The 18923-nt window shown below is 67.9% G+C and carries 17 protein-coding genes and 1 riboswitch; of the genes, 7 read left to right on the top strand and 10 right to left on the bottom strand.

Annotated features, from left to right (window positions below; all coding sequences use genetic code 11):
* Positions 1 to 45 precede the first annotated feature (45 nt).
* A complete protein-coding gene (gene thiC, locus AQ611_RS12650; protein WP_069234720.1) occupies positions 46 to 1977 on the bottom strand; it encodes a phosphomethylpyrimidine synthase ThiC in 1932 nt (643 codons plus the stop codon).
* A gap of 165 nt (positions 1978 to 2142) precedes the next feature.
* Positions 2143 to 2259, bottom strand: a riboswitch (TPP riboswitch).
* A 184-nt stretch (positions 2260 to 2443) separates the two neighbouring features.
* On the opposite strand from thiC, the gene AQ611_RS26355 reads away from it, so the two are divergent.
* From AQ611_RS26355 to AQ611_RS12630, 3 genes are all read left to right on the top strand, one after another.
* Positions 2444 to 2920 (top strand): hypothetical protein, encoded by a 477-nt coding sequence (locus tag AQ611_RS26355; protein WP_069234719.1) that lies wholly within the window; start codon positions 2444 to 2446, stop codon positions 2918 to 2920.
* Between the two features lie 13 nt (positions 2921 to 2933).
* Positions 2934 to 3788 (top strand): DUF1223 domain-containing protein, encoded by an 855-nt coding sequence (locus AQ611_RS12640; protein ID WP_069234718.1) that lies wholly within the window; start codon positions 2934 to 2936, stop codon positions 3786 to 3788.
* 397 nt (positions 3789 to 4185) lie between these two features.
* The gene (locus AQ611_RS12630; protein WP_059514046.1) at positions 4186 to 5121 is read left to right on the top strand and encodes an EamA family transporter; all 936 of its coding nucleotides are present in this window, start codon (positions 4186 to 4188) and stop codon (positions 5119 to 5121) included.
* A 326-nt stretch (positions 5122 to 5447) separates the two neighbouring features.
* On the opposite strand, the gene AQ611_RS12625 is transcribed toward AQ611_RS12630, so the two are convergent.
* On the bottom strand, positions 5448 to 6644 hold the full coding sequence (locus tag AQ611_RS12625; protein WP_069234716.1) for an MFS transporter: 1197 nt from the start codon (positions 6642 to 6644) through the stop codon (positions 5448 to 5450).
* A gap of 300 nt (positions 6645 to 6944) precedes the next feature.
* On the opposite strand from AQ611_RS12625, the gene AQ611_RS12620 reads away from it, so the two are divergent.
* Complete coding sequence (locus tag AQ611_RS12620; protein WP_069235287.1) at positions 6945 to 7703, top strand: COG4705 family protein; 759 nt, start codon at positions 6945 to 6947, stop codon at positions 7701 to 7703.
* Between the two features lie 96 nt (positions 7704 to 7799).
* Complete coding sequence (locus AQ611_RS12615; protein WP_059514040.1) at positions 7800 to 8213, top strand: hypothetical protein; 414 nt, start codon at positions 7800 to 7802, stop codon at positions 8211 to 8213.
* Between the two features lie 267 nt (positions 8214 to 8480).
* On the opposite strand, the gene AQ611_RS12610 is transcribed toward AQ611_RS12615, so the two are convergent.
* The 7 genes from AQ611_RS12610 to AQ611_RS26350 form a co-directional block, all read right to left on the bottom strand.
* Entirely contained in the window at positions 8481 to 9308 is an 828-nt protein-coding gene (locus AQ611_RS12610) for a phosphodiesterase (RefSeq protein ID WP_069234715.1), read from the bottom strand.
* Between the two features lie 68 nt (positions 9309 to 9376).
* Positions 9377 to 10405 carry an ABC transporter ATP-binding protein gene (locus tag AQ611_RS12605; protein WP_069235286.1) on the bottom strand — a complete coding sequence of 343 codons (1029 nt, stop codon included), beginning with the start codon at positions 10403 to 10405 and terminating at the stop codon, positions 9377 to 9379.
* Positions 10406 to 10560: 155 nt separating this feature from the next.
* Positions 10561 to 11469, bottom strand: coding sequence for an ABC transporter permease (locus tag AQ611_RS12600; protein ID WP_102720212.1), 909 nt, complete (start codon positions 11467 to 11469; stop codon positions 10561 to 10563).
* Between the two features lie 25 nt (positions 11470 to 11494).
* Positions 11495 to 12319, bottom strand: coding sequence for an ABC transporter permease (locus tag AQ611_RS12595; protein ID WP_059514035.1), 825 nt, complete (start codon positions 12317 to 12319; stop codon positions 11495 to 11497).
* 45 nt (positions 12320 to 12364) lie between these two features.
* Entirely contained in the window at positions 12365 to 13426 is a 1062-nt protein-coding gene (locus AQ611_RS12590) for an ABC transporter substrate-binding protein (RefSeq protein ID WP_069234714.1), read from the bottom strand.
* A gap of 130 nt (positions 13427 to 13556) precedes the next feature.
* Positions 13557 to 14582 carry a LacI family DNA-binding transcriptional regulator gene (locus AQ611_RS12585; RefSeq protein ID WP_069234713.1) on the bottom strand — a complete coding sequence of 342 codons (1026 nt, stop codon included), beginning with the start codon at positions 14580 to 14582 and terminating at the stop codon, positions 13557 to 13559.
* A gap of 360 nt (positions 14583 to 14942) precedes the next feature.
* Positions 14943 to 15119 (bottom strand): hypothetical protein, encoded by a 177-nt coding sequence (locus AQ611_RS26350; RefSeq protein ID WP_156789224.1) that lies wholly within the window; start codon positions 15117 to 15119, stop codon positions 14943 to 14945.
* A 503-nt stretch (positions 15120 to 15622) separates the two neighbouring features.
* Here AQ611_RS26350 and AQ611_RS12575 point away from each other — a divergent pair.
* Entirely contained in the window at positions 15623 to 16507 is an 885-nt protein-coding gene (locus tag AQ611_RS12575) for a BON domain-containing protein (RefSeq protein ID WP_069234712.1), read from the top strand.
* Positions 16508 to 16652: 145 nt separating this feature from the next.
* Complete coding sequence (locus AQ611_RS12570) at positions 16653 to 17606, top strand: glycosyltransferase (protein WP_059514023.1); 954 nt, start codon at positions 16653 to 16655, stop codon at positions 17604 to 17606.
* Between the two features lie 18 nt (positions 17607 to 17624).
* Here AQ611_RS12570 and AQ611_RS12565 read toward each other — a convergent pair whose 3' ends face one another.
* On the bottom strand, positions 17625 to 18611 hold the full coding sequence (locus AQ611_RS12565; RefSeq protein WP_059514020.1) for a sigma-54 interaction domain-containing protein: 987 nt from the start codon (positions 18609 to 18611) through the stop codon (positions 17625 to 17627).
* Positions 18612 to 18923: the final 312 nt, after the last annotated feature.

Raw genomic sequence — 18923 nt, 5'->3', positions numbered from 1 at the left:
TCGAGGGGGCGGTCGAACATGCGGCCGTGGGCGGCCGCGCGGGCGTCATTGACGCTGATAGATTTGCGCGCCGCTCTGCACGAACTCGACGGCCTTCACCTCGAGCCCCTTGGCGAGCGCATCGGCTTCGGACACGCCTTGCTGGGCCGCGAACTCGCGCACGTCCTGCGTGATTTTCATCGAGCAGAAATGCGGGCCGCACATCGAGCAGAAATGCGCGACCTTCGCCGAATCCTTCGGCAGGGTTTCGTCGTGGAATTCGCGCGCCTTGTCCGGATCGAGGCCGAGATTGAACTGGTCGGCCCAGCGGAATTCGAAGCGCGCCTTCGACAGCGCGTTGTCGCGCACCTGCGCGCCCGGATGGCCCTTCGCGAGATCGGCCGCGTGCGCGGCGAGCTTGTACGTGATGATGCCTTCTTTCACGTCGTCCTTGTTCGGCAGGCCGAGGTGCTCCTTCGGCGTCACGTAGCACAGCATCGCGGTGCCGAACCAGCCGATCATCGCCGCGCCGATGCCCGACGTGATGTGGTCGTAGCCCGGCGCGATGTCGGTGGTCAGCGGCCCGAGCGTGTAGAACGGCGCTTCGTCGCACCAGTCGAGCTGCAGATCCATGTTTTCCTTGATCAGTTGCATCGGCACGTGGCCGGGGCCTTCGATCATCGTCTGCACGTCGTGCTTCCACGCGATCTGCGTGAGTTCGCCGAGCGTCTTCAACTCGCCGAGCTGCGCTTCGTCGTTCGCGTCGTAGATCGAGCCGGGGCGCAGGCCGTCGCCGAGCGAGAAGCTCACGTCGTAGGCCTTCATGATTTCGCAGATTTCCTCGAAGCGTTCGTACAGGAAGCTTTCCTTGTGATGCGCGAGGCACCACTTCGCCATGATCGAGCCGCCGCGCGACACGATGCCCGTCATCCGGTTCGCGGTGAGCGGCACGTATTGCAGGCGCACGCCGGCGTGGATCGTGAAATAGTCGACGCCTTGCTCGGCCTGCTCGATCAGCGTGTCGCGGAAGATTTCCCAGGTCAGATCCTCGGCGCGGCCGTTGACCTTTTCGAGCGCCTGGTAGATCGGCACCGTGCCGATCGGCACCGGGCTGTTGCGGATGATCCACTCGCGCGTTTCGTGGATGTGCTTGCCGGTCGACAGATCCATGACCGTGTCGCCGCCCCAGCGGATTGCCCAGGTCATCTTGTCGACTTCCTCGCCGATCGACGACGTGACGGCCGAATTGCCGATGTTCGCGTTGATTTTGACGAGGAAGTTGCGGCCGATGATCATCGGCTCGGATTCCGGATGGTTGATGTTCGCCGGAATGATCGCGCGGCCGCGCGCGACTTCGTCGCGCACGAATTCGGGCGTGATCGCCGCGAGCGCATGAGCGCCGAATGCCGCGGCGCCGAACGCCTGGCCCGGATGCTGACGGCTCATCATCGCGGCGAGCTTCTCGCCGTTCGGGCCGCTCGCCTTCAGGCTCTCGATATATTCGGCGCGGCGCTGGTTTTCGCGGATCGCGACGAATTCCATCTCCGGCGTGATGATGCCCGCGCGCGCGTAGTGCATCTGCGTGACGTTCGCGCCCGCTTTCGCGCGGCGCGGCTGGCGGTGCAGGCCCGGAAAGCGCAGCTCGGCCGTGGCCGGATCGGCCGCGCGCTCGCGGCCGTATTGGCTCGTGAGGCCCGCGAGCGTCTCGCTGTCGCCGCGCGCCTCGATCCAGCGCTGGCGCAGCGCGGGCAGGCCTTGGCGGATGTCGATTTTCGCGTCGGGATCGGTGTACGGGCCGGAGGTGTCGTACACATAGATCGGCGGGTTACGCTCGCCGCCGAAGTTCGTCGGCGTGTCGGCCTGCGTGATTTCGCGCATCGGCACGCGGATGTCCGGCTGCGAGCCCGTCACATAGACCTTGCGCGAGTTCGGCAGCGGCGCGATGGCGGCGGCGTCGACGCGCGCGTCGGCGGAAAGGAATTTGGGGTTGGCGTTCATGCGATCTCCTATCGATCAGAGTGGGCGCTTTCGCGTGTGTCGACCGGAGTGAGTGCTCAAGCACCGACGCCGGTCTCACGCAGCGCGCTCTGGTCTCATGCAAGCTAAAGCGGGGTGCTAAGCAGGAGACGAGATTCGCAATGCGACGGGATTCTGACGCAGTTGTGACGAAGCCCGGACGCTTCCCTGCGCTGGCATTATCCAGATCAGGTTCAAAGGGTATTTCTCACCCGCTGCGGCAATCGGCAGACCGATCGCCACGCAGGACCCCCGCGTTAGCAAGCGCACACGATACACCGGGACGGCAACGGTTTCAACCGGGGGCGGATCGCCCGCTCGCCGCCGTGCGCGTCGCGGGCCGCGCGGCATTGGCGCGGCGGCGCGGCATTTTTTTCGCGCGGCCTGTCATATCCGACCGCGCGCGACGACTATTCGGCTCCTCAACCAAAAACGACGGAGTGATCCCATGAAAGAGCGCCTGATGGCTTGGGCCTGTGCGGCCGGATTTGCGCTGGCTGCCGGAGCCGCGCTTGCGCAGAACGCGGCGATGCAGAAGGACGGGGCAGCGATGCCGGCCGATACGATGTCGAAGGGAAGCGGCGCGATGCAAGCCGACGCGATGTCGAAGGGAAGCGGCGCGATGCAAGCCGACGCGATGTCGAAGGGAAGCGGCGCGATGCAAGCCGACGCGATGCCGAAGGAAGGCGGCGCGATGCACAGCGCAAACGGCATGATGCGGGCCGATGCGATGTCCAACGGTGCAATGGCGCAGCCCCAAGGTGCGATGCCGAAAAGCGCGATGCCCGGCGGCGCGATGGCCGGCGACAGCATGCGCATGAAGCCGGCGAGTGCGTCCAAGCATGCGATGCACAAGCGCCATGCGCCGGCGAGCGCGATGAAAAAGACGATGTCACCGGGCGAGCCGAGCCCGATGACGAACTGAGATCGACGCCGCCATGTTGCCGCATTGGCTTCCGGTCTCGATGCGCATCGCCGTCGCGGCGCTCGCGTTCGGCGCGGCCTGCGCCGCCAATGCGGCAGACGCCGTGTGCGCTGCGCGCAGCGGGGCCACCCGGCAAGTGCTCGTCGAACTCTATACGAGCGAGGGGTGCAGCAGTTGCCCGAGCGCCGACGGCTGGCTCGCGCGGCTCGCCGCGCAGCGCACGGCGTTGCGAGTCGTGCCGCTCGCGCTGCACGTCGATTACTGGGATGGCCTCGGCTGGGCGGATCGCTTCGCGCAGCATCGCTTCGCCGAGCGGCAGGCCGCGCTGGCGGCCAAGCATGGAGGCGGCGTCGTCTATACGCCGGAAATCGCGGTGGCGGGCCGTGAAATGCGCGACTGGCGGGATGTGGACGCGTTCGCGCGGCGTGTCGCCGCGACGGCGGCGCAGCCCGCGCGTATCGGGATTGCGCTGGCTGCGATGCCGGGTCCGCACGCGCTCGATGTGGCGCTGTCGGTGCTCGCGCGCGACGGCGCGCCGCGCGCGCTTAACGCCTATGTTGCGTTGTACGAGAACGGCTTGACGTCGGACGTGCGCGCGGGCGAGAACCGCGGGGCGACGCTGCGTCATGAGCGCGTCGTGCGGCAATGGCTCGGCCCACTCGTGTCGACAGTGCCTGCGCCTGCGGCAAGGCTCGACGTGCGGCGCAGCCTGCCATATCCCGACGGCTGGCGCATGCGCGATGCGGCGCGTTACGGCATTGTCGCGTTCGCCGAGGATGCCGACACGGGCGAGGTGTTGCAGGCGGTCGATCTGGGTTTGTGCGCGAACTCGCCGGCCACGGCCGTGCCTACTGAAAAGCGACAATAAATAGCGCAAATGCGACAACGGCGTATCGCGATGACGGTGACGGCGATGGCGATGGCGCGCTGCGGCAGCTTGCCGATATCGGCCGTTGATCGAAGACAGCATTCGCATCCATGAAATGTCGCGCCGAAACATCACCGAATGCGCATTCGAATCGGCTTGACAATTATTTTCTATTCCTTAATGCATAATGTCCGCGCGGCGTCGTGCCATTCGGCCGCGCCTGTTTTCGTTCAAGCTCTTCAATCCTCTTCCGCCATCATCGGTCATGCTTGCCGTCGCACGTCTCGTCCCGCCGTTTCGCATACAGTCATCCGCCGCTGTCCTTCAGGCGATTTGCCCGGCAGGCCATATCGCGCTTTGCGCCGATATGCGCAATCTCGCGCAGGCAAGCTGACCGATGACGCCATTCGACCGTTTGCTCGCGTTCGTCAAGCGCCATCCGCCTCGTCTGCCGCGCAGCCGCGGCGGCCGGGTGGCGCTGGCGCTGACGTTCATCTATTTCGCGTGGGGCTCGACCTATCTCGCGCTGCATGTCGCGCTCGGCTCGTTTCCGCCGCTGATGCTGTCCGGGCTGCGCAATCTGCTCGCGGGGATCGGGCTGTTCATCTTCGCGATGCGGCGGCGCCCCGTCTGGCCGACGTTTGTCGAAGTCCGCAACGCGGTGCTGGTGGGCACGATGCTCGTCACGCTGTCGTCGGGATTCATCGCGCTCGGGATGCGAACCGTCAGCAGCGGCTCGGCGGCCGTGATGGTCGCGACCGTGCCGCTGTTCGCGACCGTGATCGCGTCGATTGCCGGGCGGCGCGTCACTGCCGGCGAGTGGACGGCCGTCGGGCTCGGGATGGCCGGCATCATCGTGTTGAATTCGGGCGGCGCGTCGTCGCCCGGCTCGACGCTCGGCAGTATCACCGTGCTCGCGGGCGCGCTGTTCTGGGCGGGCGGCGCGCATCTGGCCGCACGGCTCGCGCTGCCGCGGGATCTGTTTTTATCGACGGCGCTGCAAATCGGCTTGGGCGGCGCGGCCTCGACGGTGATTGCGTGGCTGCTTGGCGAGCGCATCGAGCACGTCGCGTTGCTGCCCGGCACCGCGTTCGTTTATTTGATGCTTGCAGGCACGATGGCTGCGTATGTCGCGTATGGTTATCTGATCCGCCATACGAGCCCGATCATCGCGAGCAGTTGCATGTATGTGAACCCGGTCGTGGCCGTCGCGCTTGGCGCGCTGCTGCTCGGCGAGCCGGTGACGCTCGCGACCGTGATCGCGACGATGGCGATTCTCGGCAGCGTCGGCCTGTCGTTCATCTTCGATCCGGCGCGCAAGCAGCCGCAGTAAGCCGCAGTAGCGTTCACGCACAGCGCGCCGGCGGGCGCAGGCCGTTGCGCGCGTTCATGCAGTCCGGCGGTCGCGGGCGGCTCACGCTTGCCGTTGGCCGCGGCGCGCGGGTTTCGGCCCGGCGGTTTGCGGTATGGATGCGCAGTATTCGCCGCTGCGCGGCGAATCGTCCGGAACGGCCCGATAGGATTCGAGATGCGGCTCGGCGGCTCGATGCCACGAACGCGTTGGGCAGCGTCGACACGATTCGAGGGTCGCTCGTCGAACCCCGGGCCTTCAACGTTCCGAAGACTTGAAGCCCCAGCCAAGCGCCTCGCCGCGCGCGCTTACGCTGTATCCGCCCGGCCTTTGTAGTGAACGAACGCCGCGACGAGCGCGAACAGCAACCCCACCGCGCACGTGCCAAGCCATCCCGTCGCGCGCCATGCGGTAACGCCCGCCCACGAGCCGATCGCGCCACCGACGAAATAGCAGACCATGTAGACCGTGTTCACGCGGCTGCGCGCTTCGGGCTTGAGTGCGTAGATGCGCGATTGATTCGAGATCTGCGCCGCCTGCACGCCGATGTCGAGCACGATCACGCCGATCACGAGCCCAATGAGGCTCGTCCCCGACAACGCGAAAATCACGAACGATATGGCGACGAGCGCGATCGCGAGTGTCACGATCGCGCGCGGGCCGCGCTTGTCCGCGAAGCGGCCTGCATAGGGCGCGGCGAGCGCGCCGCATGCGCCGACGATGCCGAACAGCCCCGCCGCTTGCGGGCCGAGATGAAACGGTGCGCCCGCGAGCAGCAGCGTGAGCGCCGGCCAAAACGCGCTGAACGCGGCAAAGATCGCCGCGCCGGTTGCCGATGCTTCGCGCAGCCCGCGCAGCTCACGCGCGAGCTGCCACATCGATGCGAGGAGCTTGCCGTATGGCAGCGTCGACGTCGGCGTGCTGCGCGGCAGGCGCATCGCGATCACGGCCGCGAGCGCGGCGAGCGCTGCGACCGACGCGCCGAACACCGCGCGCCAGCCGAAATATTCGGCGACGAAGCCGGCCGCGGTGCGCGCGAGCAGGATGCCGAGCAACAGCCCGCTCATCACGGTGCCGACTGCCTGCCCGCGCTCGGCGGGCCGCGCGATCTCGGCGGCGAATGGCACGGCCTGCTGCGTGACCGTGGCGAGGATGCCGATCGCGAGACTCGCGGCCGCGAGCACGGCGAGCGTCGGTGCGGTGGCGGCGGCGACGAGCGCGAGCGACAGCCCGGCGATCTGCACCAGCATCAGCGTGCGCCGGTCGAAGCGGTCGCCGAGCGGCGCGAGCACGAACATGCCGGTCGCGTAGCCGAGCTGCGTGGCGGTCGGCACGACGCCGATCCATGCTGCGTCGCCCGGAAACGATAGGCGAAAGCTGTCGAGCAGCGGCTGGTTGTAATAGATGTTCGCGACGCAAACGCCCGCGATGATCGCGAGCAGCAGCAACAAGCCGCGCGAGTCGCGGCGCGACGCATCGGCGAAAACAGGGTTCGAGGCGGACATGACGCGTGTACGGAAGAATCGGCGCGCCCGGCCGCGCGGCATGCGCGGCCGGGCTGGGCCGGTGAGTCGGGACGGCGCAAGGCCGGAGCGCCGATCATACCGGAGGCCACGAAAATCCGCTGGCGGCCGCTTCGTTAAGCTGGTCTTAAGTGCGCGGCTTGCATAGTGGCGTCCAAGCGAGCCTCGAGCGCCGGCGGCACCCGCCGGTGCCGTAGCGGCGCGGCTCGCACGATGCGATTCACGCCGCGAGACAAGGAGAGTCCGATGAATCCTGCGATCCGTTCGCATGCCGCCCCCGGCATGCTCAACAAGGTTCCGGAGGTCACGCTGGCCTTCTGGGTCATCAAGATCATGTCGACGACGGTCGGCGAGACCGGCGCCGATTATCTGGCGGTGCACGTCGGGCTGGGCGCGGCCGTCACGGGCGTGCTGACGGCGTGCCTGCTGAGTGCCGCGCTGGCGCTCCAGTTGCGCGCGCGCGCCTATGTGCCGTGGCGGTATTGGCTGGCGATCGTGCTCGTCAGCGTGGCCGGCACGCAGATCACCGACGCGCTGACCGACGGCCTCGGCGTCAGCCTCTACGTCAGCACGCCGCTGTTCGCCGCGGCGCTCACGGCGACGTTCGCGCTCTGGTATCGCTGCGAGCGCACGCTGTCGATTCACACGATCGTCACGCCGCGCCGCGAGGGGTTTTACTGGGCCGCGATCCTGCTGACGTTCGCGCTCGGCACCGCGGCGGGCGATCTCGCGACCGAGGCGCTCGGTCTCGGTTTCCGGCTCGGGATCGTGGCGTTCGGCGGCGCGATCGCACTCGCCGCCGTGGCCGCGGCGCTCGGGATGAACCGTGTGCTTGTGTTTTGGCTCGCGTATATCCTCACGCGCCCGCTTGGCGCGTCGCTGGGCGATTTTCTGTCGCAGGCGCAGATGTACGGCGGCCTTGGGCTCGGCACGATCAAGACGAGCGCCGCGTTCGTCGCGGTCATCGTCGTGCTCGTCGCGGGCTTGTCGGTGGCCGCCGTGCGCGGCGGCCAGCCCGGCGCGTCGCCGCAACGGCGCTGAACGCATGCCGCAGACGGCCGGGCCACGCGCCTGCGCCGCATGCGCCATGTGCGCCGCATCGCTTCAAATCATTCGATTCATTCGTGGAGAAACAGCATGAACAAGCGCAAGCTCGTCGCATTCGCCCTTGCCCCGGTGCTCGCGGGCGCCGCATTCGGTATCGGCAGCGTGTCGCGGCACGGTGCCGTCGCGCCGCTGTCGGCCGAAGCGGCCGTCGCGTCGAAACTCGGCGATTTGTCGCCGTTCCGGGCGATTGCCGCCGATACGGCCAAGCTCGTCGACAAAGGCGATCTCGCCGGCGCGAAGGCGCGCATCAAGGATCTGGAGACGTCATGGGACGACGCCGAGCCGTCGCTGAAACCACGGGCCGCGGCCGATTGGCATGCGGTCGACGACGCGATCGACCGCTCGCTCGCGGCACTGCGCGCCGACAAGCCGCAAGCCGCGGCGTGCAGGCAGGCGCTGGCCGATCTGCTTGCCGTCTTCGACCGGTTCGGCAGCCGGCGCTGAACCGGCGCCGAGCGGGCCTGCGTGCCGAGTGTGGCGTGCGGCGTGCGGCGTGCGGCGTGCGGCGTGCGCTTGCGCGGATGCCGGCGGCGCTTGCGCGGCGCGCACGATGCCCGATGAGCGGATCGGCCTGTATGAGCGGATCGGCCTGTCTATGGGGCCGGCTTGTCTGTCGATCCGGTCAGCGCATATGGGGCGGCGCGTGTGCCGACCGGGGCCGCGCGACAGGCGATGCCGGCCGCGGCGCGCTGCGCTACGCGGCACCGGCCGTCAGTCGATCAACCCGCCGGCCGGATCGAAGAACGGATAGGGGCCGTCACTCGCATCGACATAGACGTGATGCGACGTCATGCCGGTTGCCGGCGCGTAGCGATGCACGGCGAACGCGGGCGGCTCCATCGTGAACGACGACGGGCCGTCGCGGCTCAGATCGAACGTGACTTGATGCGCGGGCGCGGGCACCGCCGAGGCGATCGTTCCGCCGAAGCGCGCGAACATCGCGCGGTGCACGTGCCCGCACAGCACGCGTTCGACGTTCGGGTGGCGTCGCAGCAGCGCGTCGAGGCGGCCGGCGTCGGGCGGGGCGAGCCGCATCGCATCCATGTGCTCGATGCCGGAGACGAACGGTGGATGATGAAGCGCGACCACGACCGGCCGCGCGCGCGCCGCGTCCAGTTCGGCTTCGAGCCATGCGAGCCGCGCGTCGCACAGCGTGCCGCCGCTCGTGCCCGGCATCTGCGAATCGAGCGCGATCACGCGCAGCGGCCCGGCGTCGATCGCGTACTGCACGAACTCGCCGCCCGTGTGCAATTCCGCCCGCTCGACGAACGCGCGCCGCAACGCCGCGCGATCGTCGTGATTGCCGACGAGCAGGTAATACGGCATCTCCAGCGGTGCGAGCAGCGATTTCAGATGCGCATATTCGTCGTCGGTGCCGAAGTCGGTCAGATCGCCGGTGATCAGCACCGCGTCCGGACGTGGCGTCAGCGCATTGAGCCGAGCGACGCAGCGCGTGAAATGCGCGGCGGTGTCGACGCGCCGATACGCGAACGCGCCGGGCCGTTTGATGTGCAGATCGCTGATATGGGCAAGCAGCATCGTCGTTCCTTGTGGTTCTTTGTGGCGGCCGGTGTGGTGGCCAGTGTGCCAGTGTTGACGGCCGTGCGTCAGCCGAGCGCGAGCAGGCCTTCGGGCGCGATCTCGATGCCGACCGCCGTGCCGCATGCGAAATCGATGCGTCCGGGCATGTCGACGACGAGCGCATCGGGCGCGGCATGCTCGACGGTGACGCGCGTGCGCTCACCGAGAAACGCGCAGTGCGCGATCCGGCCGCGCAGCGCGGCTGCGTCCGGGGCGACGATGCGCGCATCCTCCGGTCGAAAGAATAATTCGCTGGCCGGCACGGCGGCGGCGATCGTGCCGCCTGTCGTGACGAGCGCGCCGTCGCGCCACGCGCCTTCGAGACGGTTCAGCGTGCCGATGAAGCGCGCGACCGCGCGGTTCGCCGGACGGTAGTAGATGTCGCGCGGCGTGCCGATCTGCTCGATTCTGCCCGCGCTCATCACGACGATCCGGTCGGCGAGTTCCATCGCCTCGTCTTGATCGTGCGTGACGTAAACCGTCGTCACGCCGAGCGCGCGCAACAACGCGTTCATTTCGCGGCGCAACGTGTCGCGCAGTTGCGCATCGAGCGCGGTCAGCGGCTCGTCGAGCAGCAGCACGCGCGGGCGCACCGCGAGCGCGCGCGCCAGCGCGACGCGCTGACGCTGGCCGCCCGACAGCGCGTCGACGGGTTTGTCCGCATGCGCTTCGAGCCGCATCATCGCGAGCAGCTCGTCGACCCGCGCGCGCAGCACGGCGGGCGGCGTCTTGCGAATCTTCAGCCCGTAGCCGACGTTGCCGCGCACCGACAGATTCGGAAACAGCGCGTAGTTTTGAAACACCATGCCGACGCCGCGCTTGTCGATCGGCCTGGCGGTCACGTCTTCGTTACCGAAGACGATCGCGCCGCCCGCATCGGGAATGTCGAGCCCGGCGATCAGGCGCAGCGTCGTCGTTTTGCCGCAGCCGGACGGGCCGAGCAGCACGAGTGTTTCGCCCGCGCGGATCGCGAGATCGAGCGGTTCGAGCACGCGTGTGCCGTGGAAGGTTTTCGCGCAGCGGGCCAAAGTGATCGGAACGGATTCGAGTTTCATCGTCATGGTCGGCAATCGGCAATCGGTGGTCGGTGGTCGGTGGTCGGCAATCGGTGGCCGGTGGCCGGTGGTCGGTGGCCGGTAGTCGGTGGTTGGCAATCGACATTCGGCTATCCACAGTCGACAACCGATCGCCTGCGCGATGCAGCCGGCGTTTATCGGCGCGCCAAACGCGGGGCGCGCCGCGCCTCGCGCTTGCCGGCACCCGGCACGCCGGGTGCGCGGCGACGGCGCGCACCGCTGCGTGCGCCGGTCGGATCGACGCCGAGCCGCTGCATCGCGATCAGCAGCGGCAGTGTCATCAGCAGGAACAGGATCGTGTACGCGCTGCCGATTTCGAGCCGCAGCGACGCGTAGGTATCGGCCAGCCCGACCGGCAGCGTTTTCGTGTCGGGCGTATGCAGCATCCACGTCAGGTTGAATTCGCCGATCGACAGCGTCAGCACGGCGAGCCCGCCGGCGACGATGCCGTCGCGCAAATTCGGCAGCACGACGCTCGCGAAGCGCACGGCGAACGAAGCGCCGAGACTGGCCGCGCCCTCCTCGAGCGTGCGCAGATCGGCTCGCGCGGCGACCGCCGCGACCGCGCGCACCATGAACGGCAGGGTGAACACGACATGCCCGGCGACGATGAACCACGGACTGGTGCGGAACGCGGACCAGCCGCCGTAGACGGTAAGCAGCGCGAGCGCGGACGCGAGGCCCGGCAATGCCACGGGCAGCACGAGCGCCTCCTCGATGAGCCGCGATGCGCGGCCGCGGCTGCGCGCGAGCGCGTAGCCGGCGGGCACGCCGGTGACGAGCGTGATGGCGAGCGTCGCGAACGCGATCTCGAGCGACAGGAAAACCGAATCGTGATATTGCGTCCACACTTGGCCGAGCCAGCGCAGCGTGAGGCCGCTCGACAGCCCGTGGAAATAGTTGACTGTGAGCCCGGCGAGCACCGACATCGCAACGGGCACGATCAGGAAGGCGCCGAGCGCGAGCGTGACCGCCCATTGGATCGCGGCCAGCCAGTTCGGTGCGCGGCGCGCGGTGCGGCGTGCAGGGACGGGAGCGTTCATCGTCGAATCCTCGCGGCTCGCGCCGTCATGCGCAGGCGGCGGCGGTCTGGCCGCTCACGCTGCGCGCGAGCGCGAGCACCGTCCATGTGACGAGCCCGAGCACGATCGACAATCCCGCGGCGGCCGCGACGTTCGCGTTCAGCGTGAACTCGGTGTAGATCGTCATCGGCAGCACGTTCAGATCGGTGGCGAGCGTGAAGGCGGTGCCGAATGCGCCCATCGCGGTCGCAAAGCAGATCGCGCCCGCGGCGGCGAGGCCGGGCGCGAGCGCGGGCAGCACGATGTCGCGCAACACTTGCAGCGGCGATGCGCCAAGCGAGCGCGCCGCCTCCTCCAGCGACGCATCGAGCTTCGACGCGGTGGCGATCACCGTGACGATCACGCGCGGAATCGAGAAATACAGATAACCGGCGAAGAGCCCCGCGACGGAATACGCGAACACCCACTTGCTGCCGGTGAGCTTCGCGCTCAGCATGCCGATCAAGCCTTGCCGCCCCGCGAGCATGATCACCATGAAGCCGACGACGACGCCCGGGAACGCGAGCGGAAACGTCAGCAGCGCGATCAGCGCGCGCTTGAACGCGAATTCGCGGCGCGCGAGCAACAGCCCGGAGAGCGTCGACAGCACGAGCGTGACGAGCGTGACGGCCGCCGACAGCGCGAGCGTGGCCGCAAGGCTCTTCATATAGCGCGCGTTCGACAGCAGCGCGACGTATGCATCGACGAACGCGTCGCCGCCGGACAAGCGAACGAGCGCGGCCATCGGCAACAGCCAGAACGCGGCGAACACCGCGAGCGCGGGTGCGACGAGCGCGATGCGCCAGCGCACGGGAAACGTGAGATCGGACATCGAAGAGCGCCTTCCAATCGTCAAATCGTCAGGGTGACGAAATATTCATTGCATCACTTGAAGATACCGCTGGCCGAACGCTTGCTGGCCGGCCGCGAGCTTGCCGAAATCGACGCTTTTCGCGCGCGCGTATTCGCTGGCGGGCAGGAACTTCGCCGCGACGTCGGCGGCGAGCGCCTGCGCGCGCACCGGCCGCAGATACGCGTTGGCCCACAGCTTCTGCCCCGCGTCGGACAGCACGAAATCGAGCACCTTCTTGCCGTTCGCGTCATGCGGCGCGCCTTTGACGAGGCTCATCACATAGGGCACCGAGATCGTGCCCTCCCTCGGAATCACGAATTCGACGTTCGCGCGATCCTTATATTTCGCGCGATACGCGTCGAAGTCGTAGTCGATCAGAATCGGAATCTCGCCCGACAGCACGCGTGCATAGGCGGTCTGCTTCGGCACGATCGGCTGGTTTGCCTTGAGCTTGCGGAACCAGTCGAGCGCCGGCTGAAAATCGTCGAGGCTGCCGCCCAGCGCCTGGTTCACCGCAACCGCGCCCGCATAGCCGACGAACGCGCTCGACGGATCGAGATAGCCGACCATGCCCTTGTACTCGGGCTTGAGCAGATCGGCCCACGAGCGCGGCACCGGCTTGCCGTCGAGTGCGTCCTTGTTGACGAAAAAGCCGAGCGTGCCCGAATGGATCGCGAACCAGTAGCCCTGCGGATCTTTCAGGTTTGCCGGGACGTCGTTCCAGTGCGCGGGCTTGTAAGGCGCGATCACGCCTTTGTCCTTGGCCTGGAATGCCGACGACACGCCGAGATAGACGACGTCCGCGACCGGGCTTTTCGCTTCGGCGATGAGCTGCGCAATCGCCTGGCCGGAGTTTTTATTGTCGAACGGTACGCGAATGCCGGTGTTCTGCTTGATCGCCGCGATCTGCGCGGCCCAGTCTGCCCATTCGGGCGGGCAGTTGTAGCAGATCGCGGTTTCGTCCGCGTGCGCGGCGGGTGCGGCGGCCGACAGCGCGGATGCGGCAAGCGTCGTCAGCGCGGTGGCGCAGGCGCGGCGCAGCGCGGCGCGCGGCAGGCGCGGAAATAGCGAACGGCGGACAGTCACGGCAGGTCTCCTTGAGTGAGCAGGCATGGGCGATCGATGATCGGGGCGGCATGGGCGGCATGGGTGGCGCGGCGCGCGGCGTGCCGAGACGGCGTCGGCGCGGCGGTGGCGGGAGGGCGCCGCGGCGGCATCACACGAGCCTCGGCGCGTGCGCGTCGCGAGGCGGCGCGACGGTCGCGCCCGCGCGCAACGTGTGCGGCAGCGTCAGCGCGAGCGGCGCATGGTGCTCGCCGGCGATGCGCTCGGTCAGGCGCCGCCACGCGGCGCGGCCGATTTCGCGATTCGGCGTTGCGATGCTCGCGAGCGGCGGCGCGAGTAGCTCGCCAACCGCGAGGCCGTCGAAGCCGAGCACCGAGATATCGTGCGGCACCGTCAGGCGCGCATCGCGCAGCCCGCGCATCACGACCATTGCGAGCCAGTCATTGCTGCAAAAGAGCGCGGTCGGGCGCGTGGCGGGCGCGCTCAGATGCGCGAGCACGGCGGGCGGCAGCGCTTGAGCGTTGAAATCGACTTCGAGCGCGGGCAGCGGCGCGAGGCCGTGATCGGCGAGCGCCTGCGTATAGCCGCGCGCACGCTGCCGCGCGCGATCCGATGCGTCGAGCGAGCCGGTGAGCATCAGCACGCGCCGGTGGCCTTGACCGATCAGCATCTGCACGCCGTCGTACGCGGCGCGGTAATTGTCGACCGCCACCGAAGGGCGGTGCGGCGTGTCGTTGTGCATCAGCACGTAGACGGAGCCTTCGTCGTCGAGCGCGTCGAGCAGCGGATGGGCATCGGCATCGGCGACGGTCAGCACCAGCCCTTCGACGCGCTGCGCGCGCAGCGTTTCGATGGCATGCCGCTCGCGCGCCGTGTCGTATTCGGTCGACATCACGATCAGCTTGAAGCCCGCGCGCGATGCGAGTTCGTCGATGCCATGCAGGCATTCGGCGAACACCGGGTTGGACAGCGTCGGCAGCACCACGCCGATCAACTGCGTGCGCTCGCTGCGCAACTGCCGGCCGAGCGGGTTCGGACGGAAGCGCAGCGTGTCGATCGCGGCGCGGATTTTCGCGAGCGTGGCCGGGCTGACAGTGTGCGGCGCGTTGATGGCGCGCGACACGGTGGCGATCGAACAGCCGGCAAGCGCGGCGACATCTCGAATAGTCGGCGTCATGGCGTGGGTCGGCGTGATGGGATGTAAACGTTTTCGTCTTCGGTATTGTCGCGGGCGTCGATGAAAAGCTGATGACGCGCGCTGCCGACGCAACGTGGCGGGCCGGGGGCGGCAATTGGGGACGAAAGCGGGCGCCGTGGCGCACAGATGGTAGAATGCGCTCCGCCCTTGCCGGGGTGATGAAATTGGTAAACATAGCGGACTTAAACGATTGAGTGCCCGGCCGGAAACGGCCGGTGCAGAACCCTTCAAATTCGGCGAAACCCCTGGCGCGCGATGCGCCGAGGCAACGCCGAGCCAAGCCCGAAGCGAGCGCGCAAGCGGCGCGGGGGGAAGGTGTAGAGACTAGACGGGGGGCGCCTAAAGTGACGCATGCGGCCCACGCCGCATGCGGGCGATGGCGAAGGCATAGTCCAGCGCACGAACGGCGCGCGCATCGCGGCGCGCCGGCTTCGAAAGAAGTGGTGTGACGAAAATCCGCCGCCTTAATCGGCTTGCCGGTTCGAGCCCGGTCCCCGGCACCAGTTCGTTTTTCAAGCCGTTCTTCCGATGTGGTCTGAAACCCGCGATGGCGCAACGCTTCGCGGGTTTTTTGCTGTGGGCCGCGGCCGGGGCGAGGCCGGGATGCCGGCGTGATGGCGCGCGCGGCTGTCCGGCGCGAACGGCGCAAAACGGAATACCGGCGTGTCCTGCATCTATCCCGATGCGTTTGCCGCGTCCGGCAGCAATACCCTCCAAGCGACGCGCGGGCGCGCGCATCGGCCGACGGCGCCGCGGCGCCCGGCGGCCGCGCGCATATCGACGCGGCTCGCGCGCGCGCGACTCCACCCCGGACGTATTCGATTGCGGCCACATATCGCATCGGGCCGCGTACACGAAAAAACTGCAACGGAATGGAAGATAGGAACAACCGGCCCGCTTCGGCGCGCCGTGCCGTGCATCGCCTGTGGCGCACCGCGTCGGCACGGGGATTGCGACACGCTGACCGGCATAAGGCGCGGGGCCGCGCCGTTTGCGACACGCAATCAAGGAGAGGCACGATGAAGCGACGATACCCTGAACCTGGAGTGGGCCGGCAACTCGAGCGGCAACGGCCGCCGGATTGGCCCGCGCGCGACGAGCGGGCGTGGCGGGGCATAGGCGAGCCGGACATGGCGGGCTATGACGAATCGCTGCTGCCGGACGATAGCCGCGAATTCGCCTACCGATTCGCACGCGATGACGACAGTCCGCCGCCCTGGGGCGGCGAATGGGGCGAACCGCCGCCTCGTCCGCTGCCTCAGGTGGGGCGGCGCGACGCGGGCTGGCGCGGTGCGCCAGCGGGTTACGCGCGCGAGCGCGGCTATGGCGAACCAGACAGACGCGCGGACGAACGCCGCGGCGGCAACGAGCAGGCGGCGTATCGCGGGCATTTCCGGATCGGCCGGTACATCGACGAGCCCGATGACGGCGGCGCGCGGCAGCCAGTTGGCGAAGCGCACGGGCTGTCCCGCTGCGGCGCGGGCGGCGAGTGCGACACGCCTCGGCACCGGCAGGGGCCGAAGGGCTACACGCGCTCGGACGAACGCATTTGCGAGGACGTATGCGAGCGGCTCACGCGCGCATTCGACATCGACGTCAGCGACGTCAGCGTGCAGGTGCGCGACGCGCGTGTCGAACTCGACGGCACCGTGCCCGCGCGCTGGATGAAGCACGGAATCGAGGATATCGCCGATAGCTGCATGGGCGTGCGTGACGTCGACAACCGCGTGCGCGTGCGCCGCGACGCTCGAGACGAAGACAAAGGGGAAGCAATGCGTGAAGACAGCGGCCACGGCGATGCCGGCACGGTGCTGAATCCGTCGCAGCGGATCGTCGCGCCGACGCCGCCTGCCGGCCGCGCGTCCGAGCCGGACATGTCCGGCCGCGAGCCGCCTCGCCGTTGACGGGCGATCCGCGCGGCGCGCCGGCAGCGGCGCAATGGGCCGCGTATGTTCGACGCATGCGCACCGGCTCCCGCGTGCGCGACGGCGATCGGCGCGGGCGACGTGATCGATCGGGCAACGGCATGGCTCGCGAAGGAGCGGCATCATGCAACGTAACAAGCGTTTGCGCGTACTGACTTGGCATGTGCACGGCAATTATCTGTATTACCTGTCGCACGCGCCGCACGATTTCTTCATCGTGACCAAACCGCAGCATCCGCCCGGCTATGCGGGCCGCGTCGGACATCTGCCGTGGGGGAACAATGTGCACGAAGTGCCGGCCGAGTGCGTGCGCGACACGGCGTTCGACTGCGTGCTGTATCAGCATCACAGCCACTATCGGCACGATCGCGTGCGGCTGCTCGGCGACGAACAGCGCGCGCTGCCCGCGTTGTTCGTCGAGCACGATCCGCCGCGCGAGCATCCGACCGACACGCTGCATCCCGTGCAGGACGAAAACGTGCTGCTGGTTCACGTCACGCCGTTCAACGCGTTGATGTGGGACAACGGCATCACGCCTGCCCGCGTGATCGAGCACGGCGTGCCGGTGCCCCGCGATGTCGCGTATCGCGGCACGCTGCCCAAGGGCGTGACGGTGGTGAATCATCTGGCCCGCCGCGGCCGGCGTCTCGGCGCGGATCTGTTCGACCGCGTGCGCCGCAGCGTGCCGCTCGATCTCGTCGGCATGGGTTCGGCCGAACTGGGCGGAATCGGTGAAGTGCCGAACCCGGCGTTGCCGCGCCTGCTGTGCGATTACCGGTTTTTCTTCAATCCGATTCGCTATACGAGCCTCGGGCTTGCCGTCATCGAGGCGATGATGATCGGCCTGCCGGTGATCGCGCTGGCCACCACCGAGATGGCGCAACTCGTGAAGACGGGGCGCAACGGCGTGGCCGACACGCGGATGGCGGTGCTGACCGACGCGATGCACATGCTGATTCGTGATCCGGGGCTGGCGCGGCAGTGGGGCGCGGCCGCGCGCCGCGATGCGCTCGAGCGCTTCGGCATCGAGCGGTTCGTGCGCGACTGGGATGCGGCGCTGCGCGATGTGACGGCGTGAAATAGCGATATGGCAGCTTTAGCGGGAGGCGGCGCGGGTCGTTTTCGCGATGTCGCGTTCGTGTTCGGGCATCAGCGCGAGGCGGTTGTACAGCGTCTTCAGGCTGATGCCGAGCGCTTTCGCGGTGCGCGGCTTGTCGCCATTGAAGTGCCGCAGCGAGCCGGCGATGAAGCGCTGCTGCGTATGCGCAAGCGTCGTGCCGATGTGCAGCTTCATCGCGTCGTGGCACAGATCGTCGCGCGGCGGCGGCCTGCGCGGCAGATGCAGCTCGATTTGCTCGTCCGCGAGGATGAACGCGCGTTCGAGCGCATTGCGCAACTCGCGGACGTTGCCGGGCCACGTATAGGCGCGCAGCGCCTTCATCGCCTGCGTCGACAGCCGCTTGCGCGTGCGGTGCTTCGCGTTCAGACGCTCGACGATTTGCACCGCGATGTCGCCGACGTCGTCGTCGCGCTGGCGCAGCGCGGGCACGTGCAGCGCGATCGCGGCGATCCGGTAGAACAGATCTTCGCGCAGGCGGCCGCTGCGCACGGCCTCGACGGGATCGTGATGGGTGGCCGCGACGATGCGAAGATCGAGCGCAACGGGTTCGTGCCCGCCCACGCGCAGAATCGTGTTCGTCTCGAGCGTGCGCAGCAGCTTGACCTGCAAATCGGCCGGCATCTCGGCGATTTCGTCGAGAAACAGCGTGCCGCCGCGTGCGGCTTCGAACATGCCGATGTGCTGAGCGACGGCGCCCGTGAAGCTGCCTTTCTCGTGGCCGAACAATTGCGACTCCGCGATATCGCGCGCAATCGCGCCGCAATTGACCGGCACGAACGGCCCGCGCCGGCGCGGGCTCATATCGTGCACGAGCCGTGCGACGATATCCTTGCCGGCGCCGCTTTCGCCGACAATCAGCACGCTGGCCCGCGTGGCGGCCACCCGCGAGATCTTCAGCAACAGGTTTTGAATCGAAGGCGAGCGGCCGAACAACCGCCCGCCGTCATCACCGGGTTTCGACATGGCGCAATGGGAAATGGAGACGTGCCGACAAACTGCGTCGAGACAGAATGAAAATCACACACGTTGCTTTACCGTGTTGACCCCTCGTTCAGCTTATATTTTTTACCTGTGACGGAGCATTGAATCTCGCAATGCCAATGTATGCCGCGGATAGATTTATTCGATGATTGCCGCAGCGCGCCACGACTCTTCTATACTGCTAAGCATATTTTTTTCATGGCAGGCGCTCTCTATCCAGTCGCGAGCCGCGCGCCGAACGCGCCGCGCTCGGCGCACGGATGCGCCGCATGCTCGCCGCGGTTCCGTCGTTTG

This window comes from Burkholderia singularis (assembly GCF_001718875.1).
In the GTDB taxonomy this organism is placed as follows: Bacteria; Pseudomonadota; Gammaproteobacteria; order Burkholderiales; family Burkholderiaceae; genus Burkholderia; species Burkholderia singularis.
This window is presented reverse-complemented; position numbering and strand designations above follow the sequence as displayed.

Coding starts and splice junctions, on each gene's coding strand:
- AQ611_RS12620 (WP_069235287.1), top strand. CDS start 6,945: ATGCTCAACAAGGTTCCGGAGGTCACGCTGGCCTTCTGGGTCATCAAG.
- AQ611_RS12575 (WP_069234712.1), top strand. CDS start 15,623: ATGAAGCGACGATACCCTGAACCTGGAGTGGGCCGGCAACTCGAGCGG.
- AQ611_RS12565 (WP_059514020.1), bottom strand. CDS start 18,611: ATGTCGAAACCCGGTGATGACGGCGGGCGGTTGTTCGGCCGCTCGCCT.
- AQ611_RS12605 (WP_069235286.1), bottom strand. CDS start 10,405: ATGAAACTCGAATCCGTTCCGATCACTTTGGCCCGCTGCGCGAAAACC.
- AQ611_RS12615 (WP_059514040.1), top strand. CDS start 7,800: ATGAACAAGCGCAAGCTCGTCGCATTCGCCCTTGCCCCGGTGCTCGCG.
- AQ611_RS26355 (WP_069234719.1), top strand. CDS start 2,444: ATGAAAGAGCGCCTGATGGCTTGGGCCTGTGCGGCCGGATTTGCGCTG.
- AQ611_RS12630 (WP_059514046.1), top strand. CDS start 4,186: ATGACGCCATTCGACCGTTTGCTCGCGTTCGTCAAGCGCCATCCGCCT.
- AQ611_RS12585 (WP_069234713.1), bottom strand. CDS start 14,582: ATGACGCCGACTATTCGAGATGTCGCCGCGCTTGCCGGCTGTTCGATC.
- AQ611_RS12610 (WP_069234715.1), bottom strand. CDS start 9,308: ATGCTGCTTGCCCATATCAGCGATCTGCACATCAAACGGCCCGGCGCG.
- thiC (WP_069234720.1), bottom strand. CDS start 1,977: ATGAACGCCAACCCCAAATTCCTTTCCGCCGACGCGCGCGTCGACGCC.
- AQ611_RS12600 (WP_102720212.1), bottom strand. CDS start 11,469: ATGAACGCTCCCGTCCCTGCACGCCGCACCGCGCGCCGCGCACCGAAC.
- AQ611_RS12640 (WP_069234718.1), top strand. CDS start 2,934: ATGTTGCCGCATTGGCTTCCGGTCTCGATGCGCATCGCCGTCGCGGCG.
- AQ611_RS12625 (WP_069234716.1), bottom strand. CDS start 6,644: ATGTCCGCCTCGAACCCTGTTTTCGCCGATGCGTCGCGCCGCGACTCG.
- AQ611_RS12570 (WP_059514023.1), top strand. CDS start 16,653: ATGCAACGTAACAAGCGTTTGCGCGTACTGACTTGGCATGTGCACGGC.
- AQ611_RS12595 (WP_059514035.1), bottom strand. CDS start 12,319: ATGTCCGATCTCACGTTTCCCGTGCGCTGGCGCATCGCGCTCGTCGCA.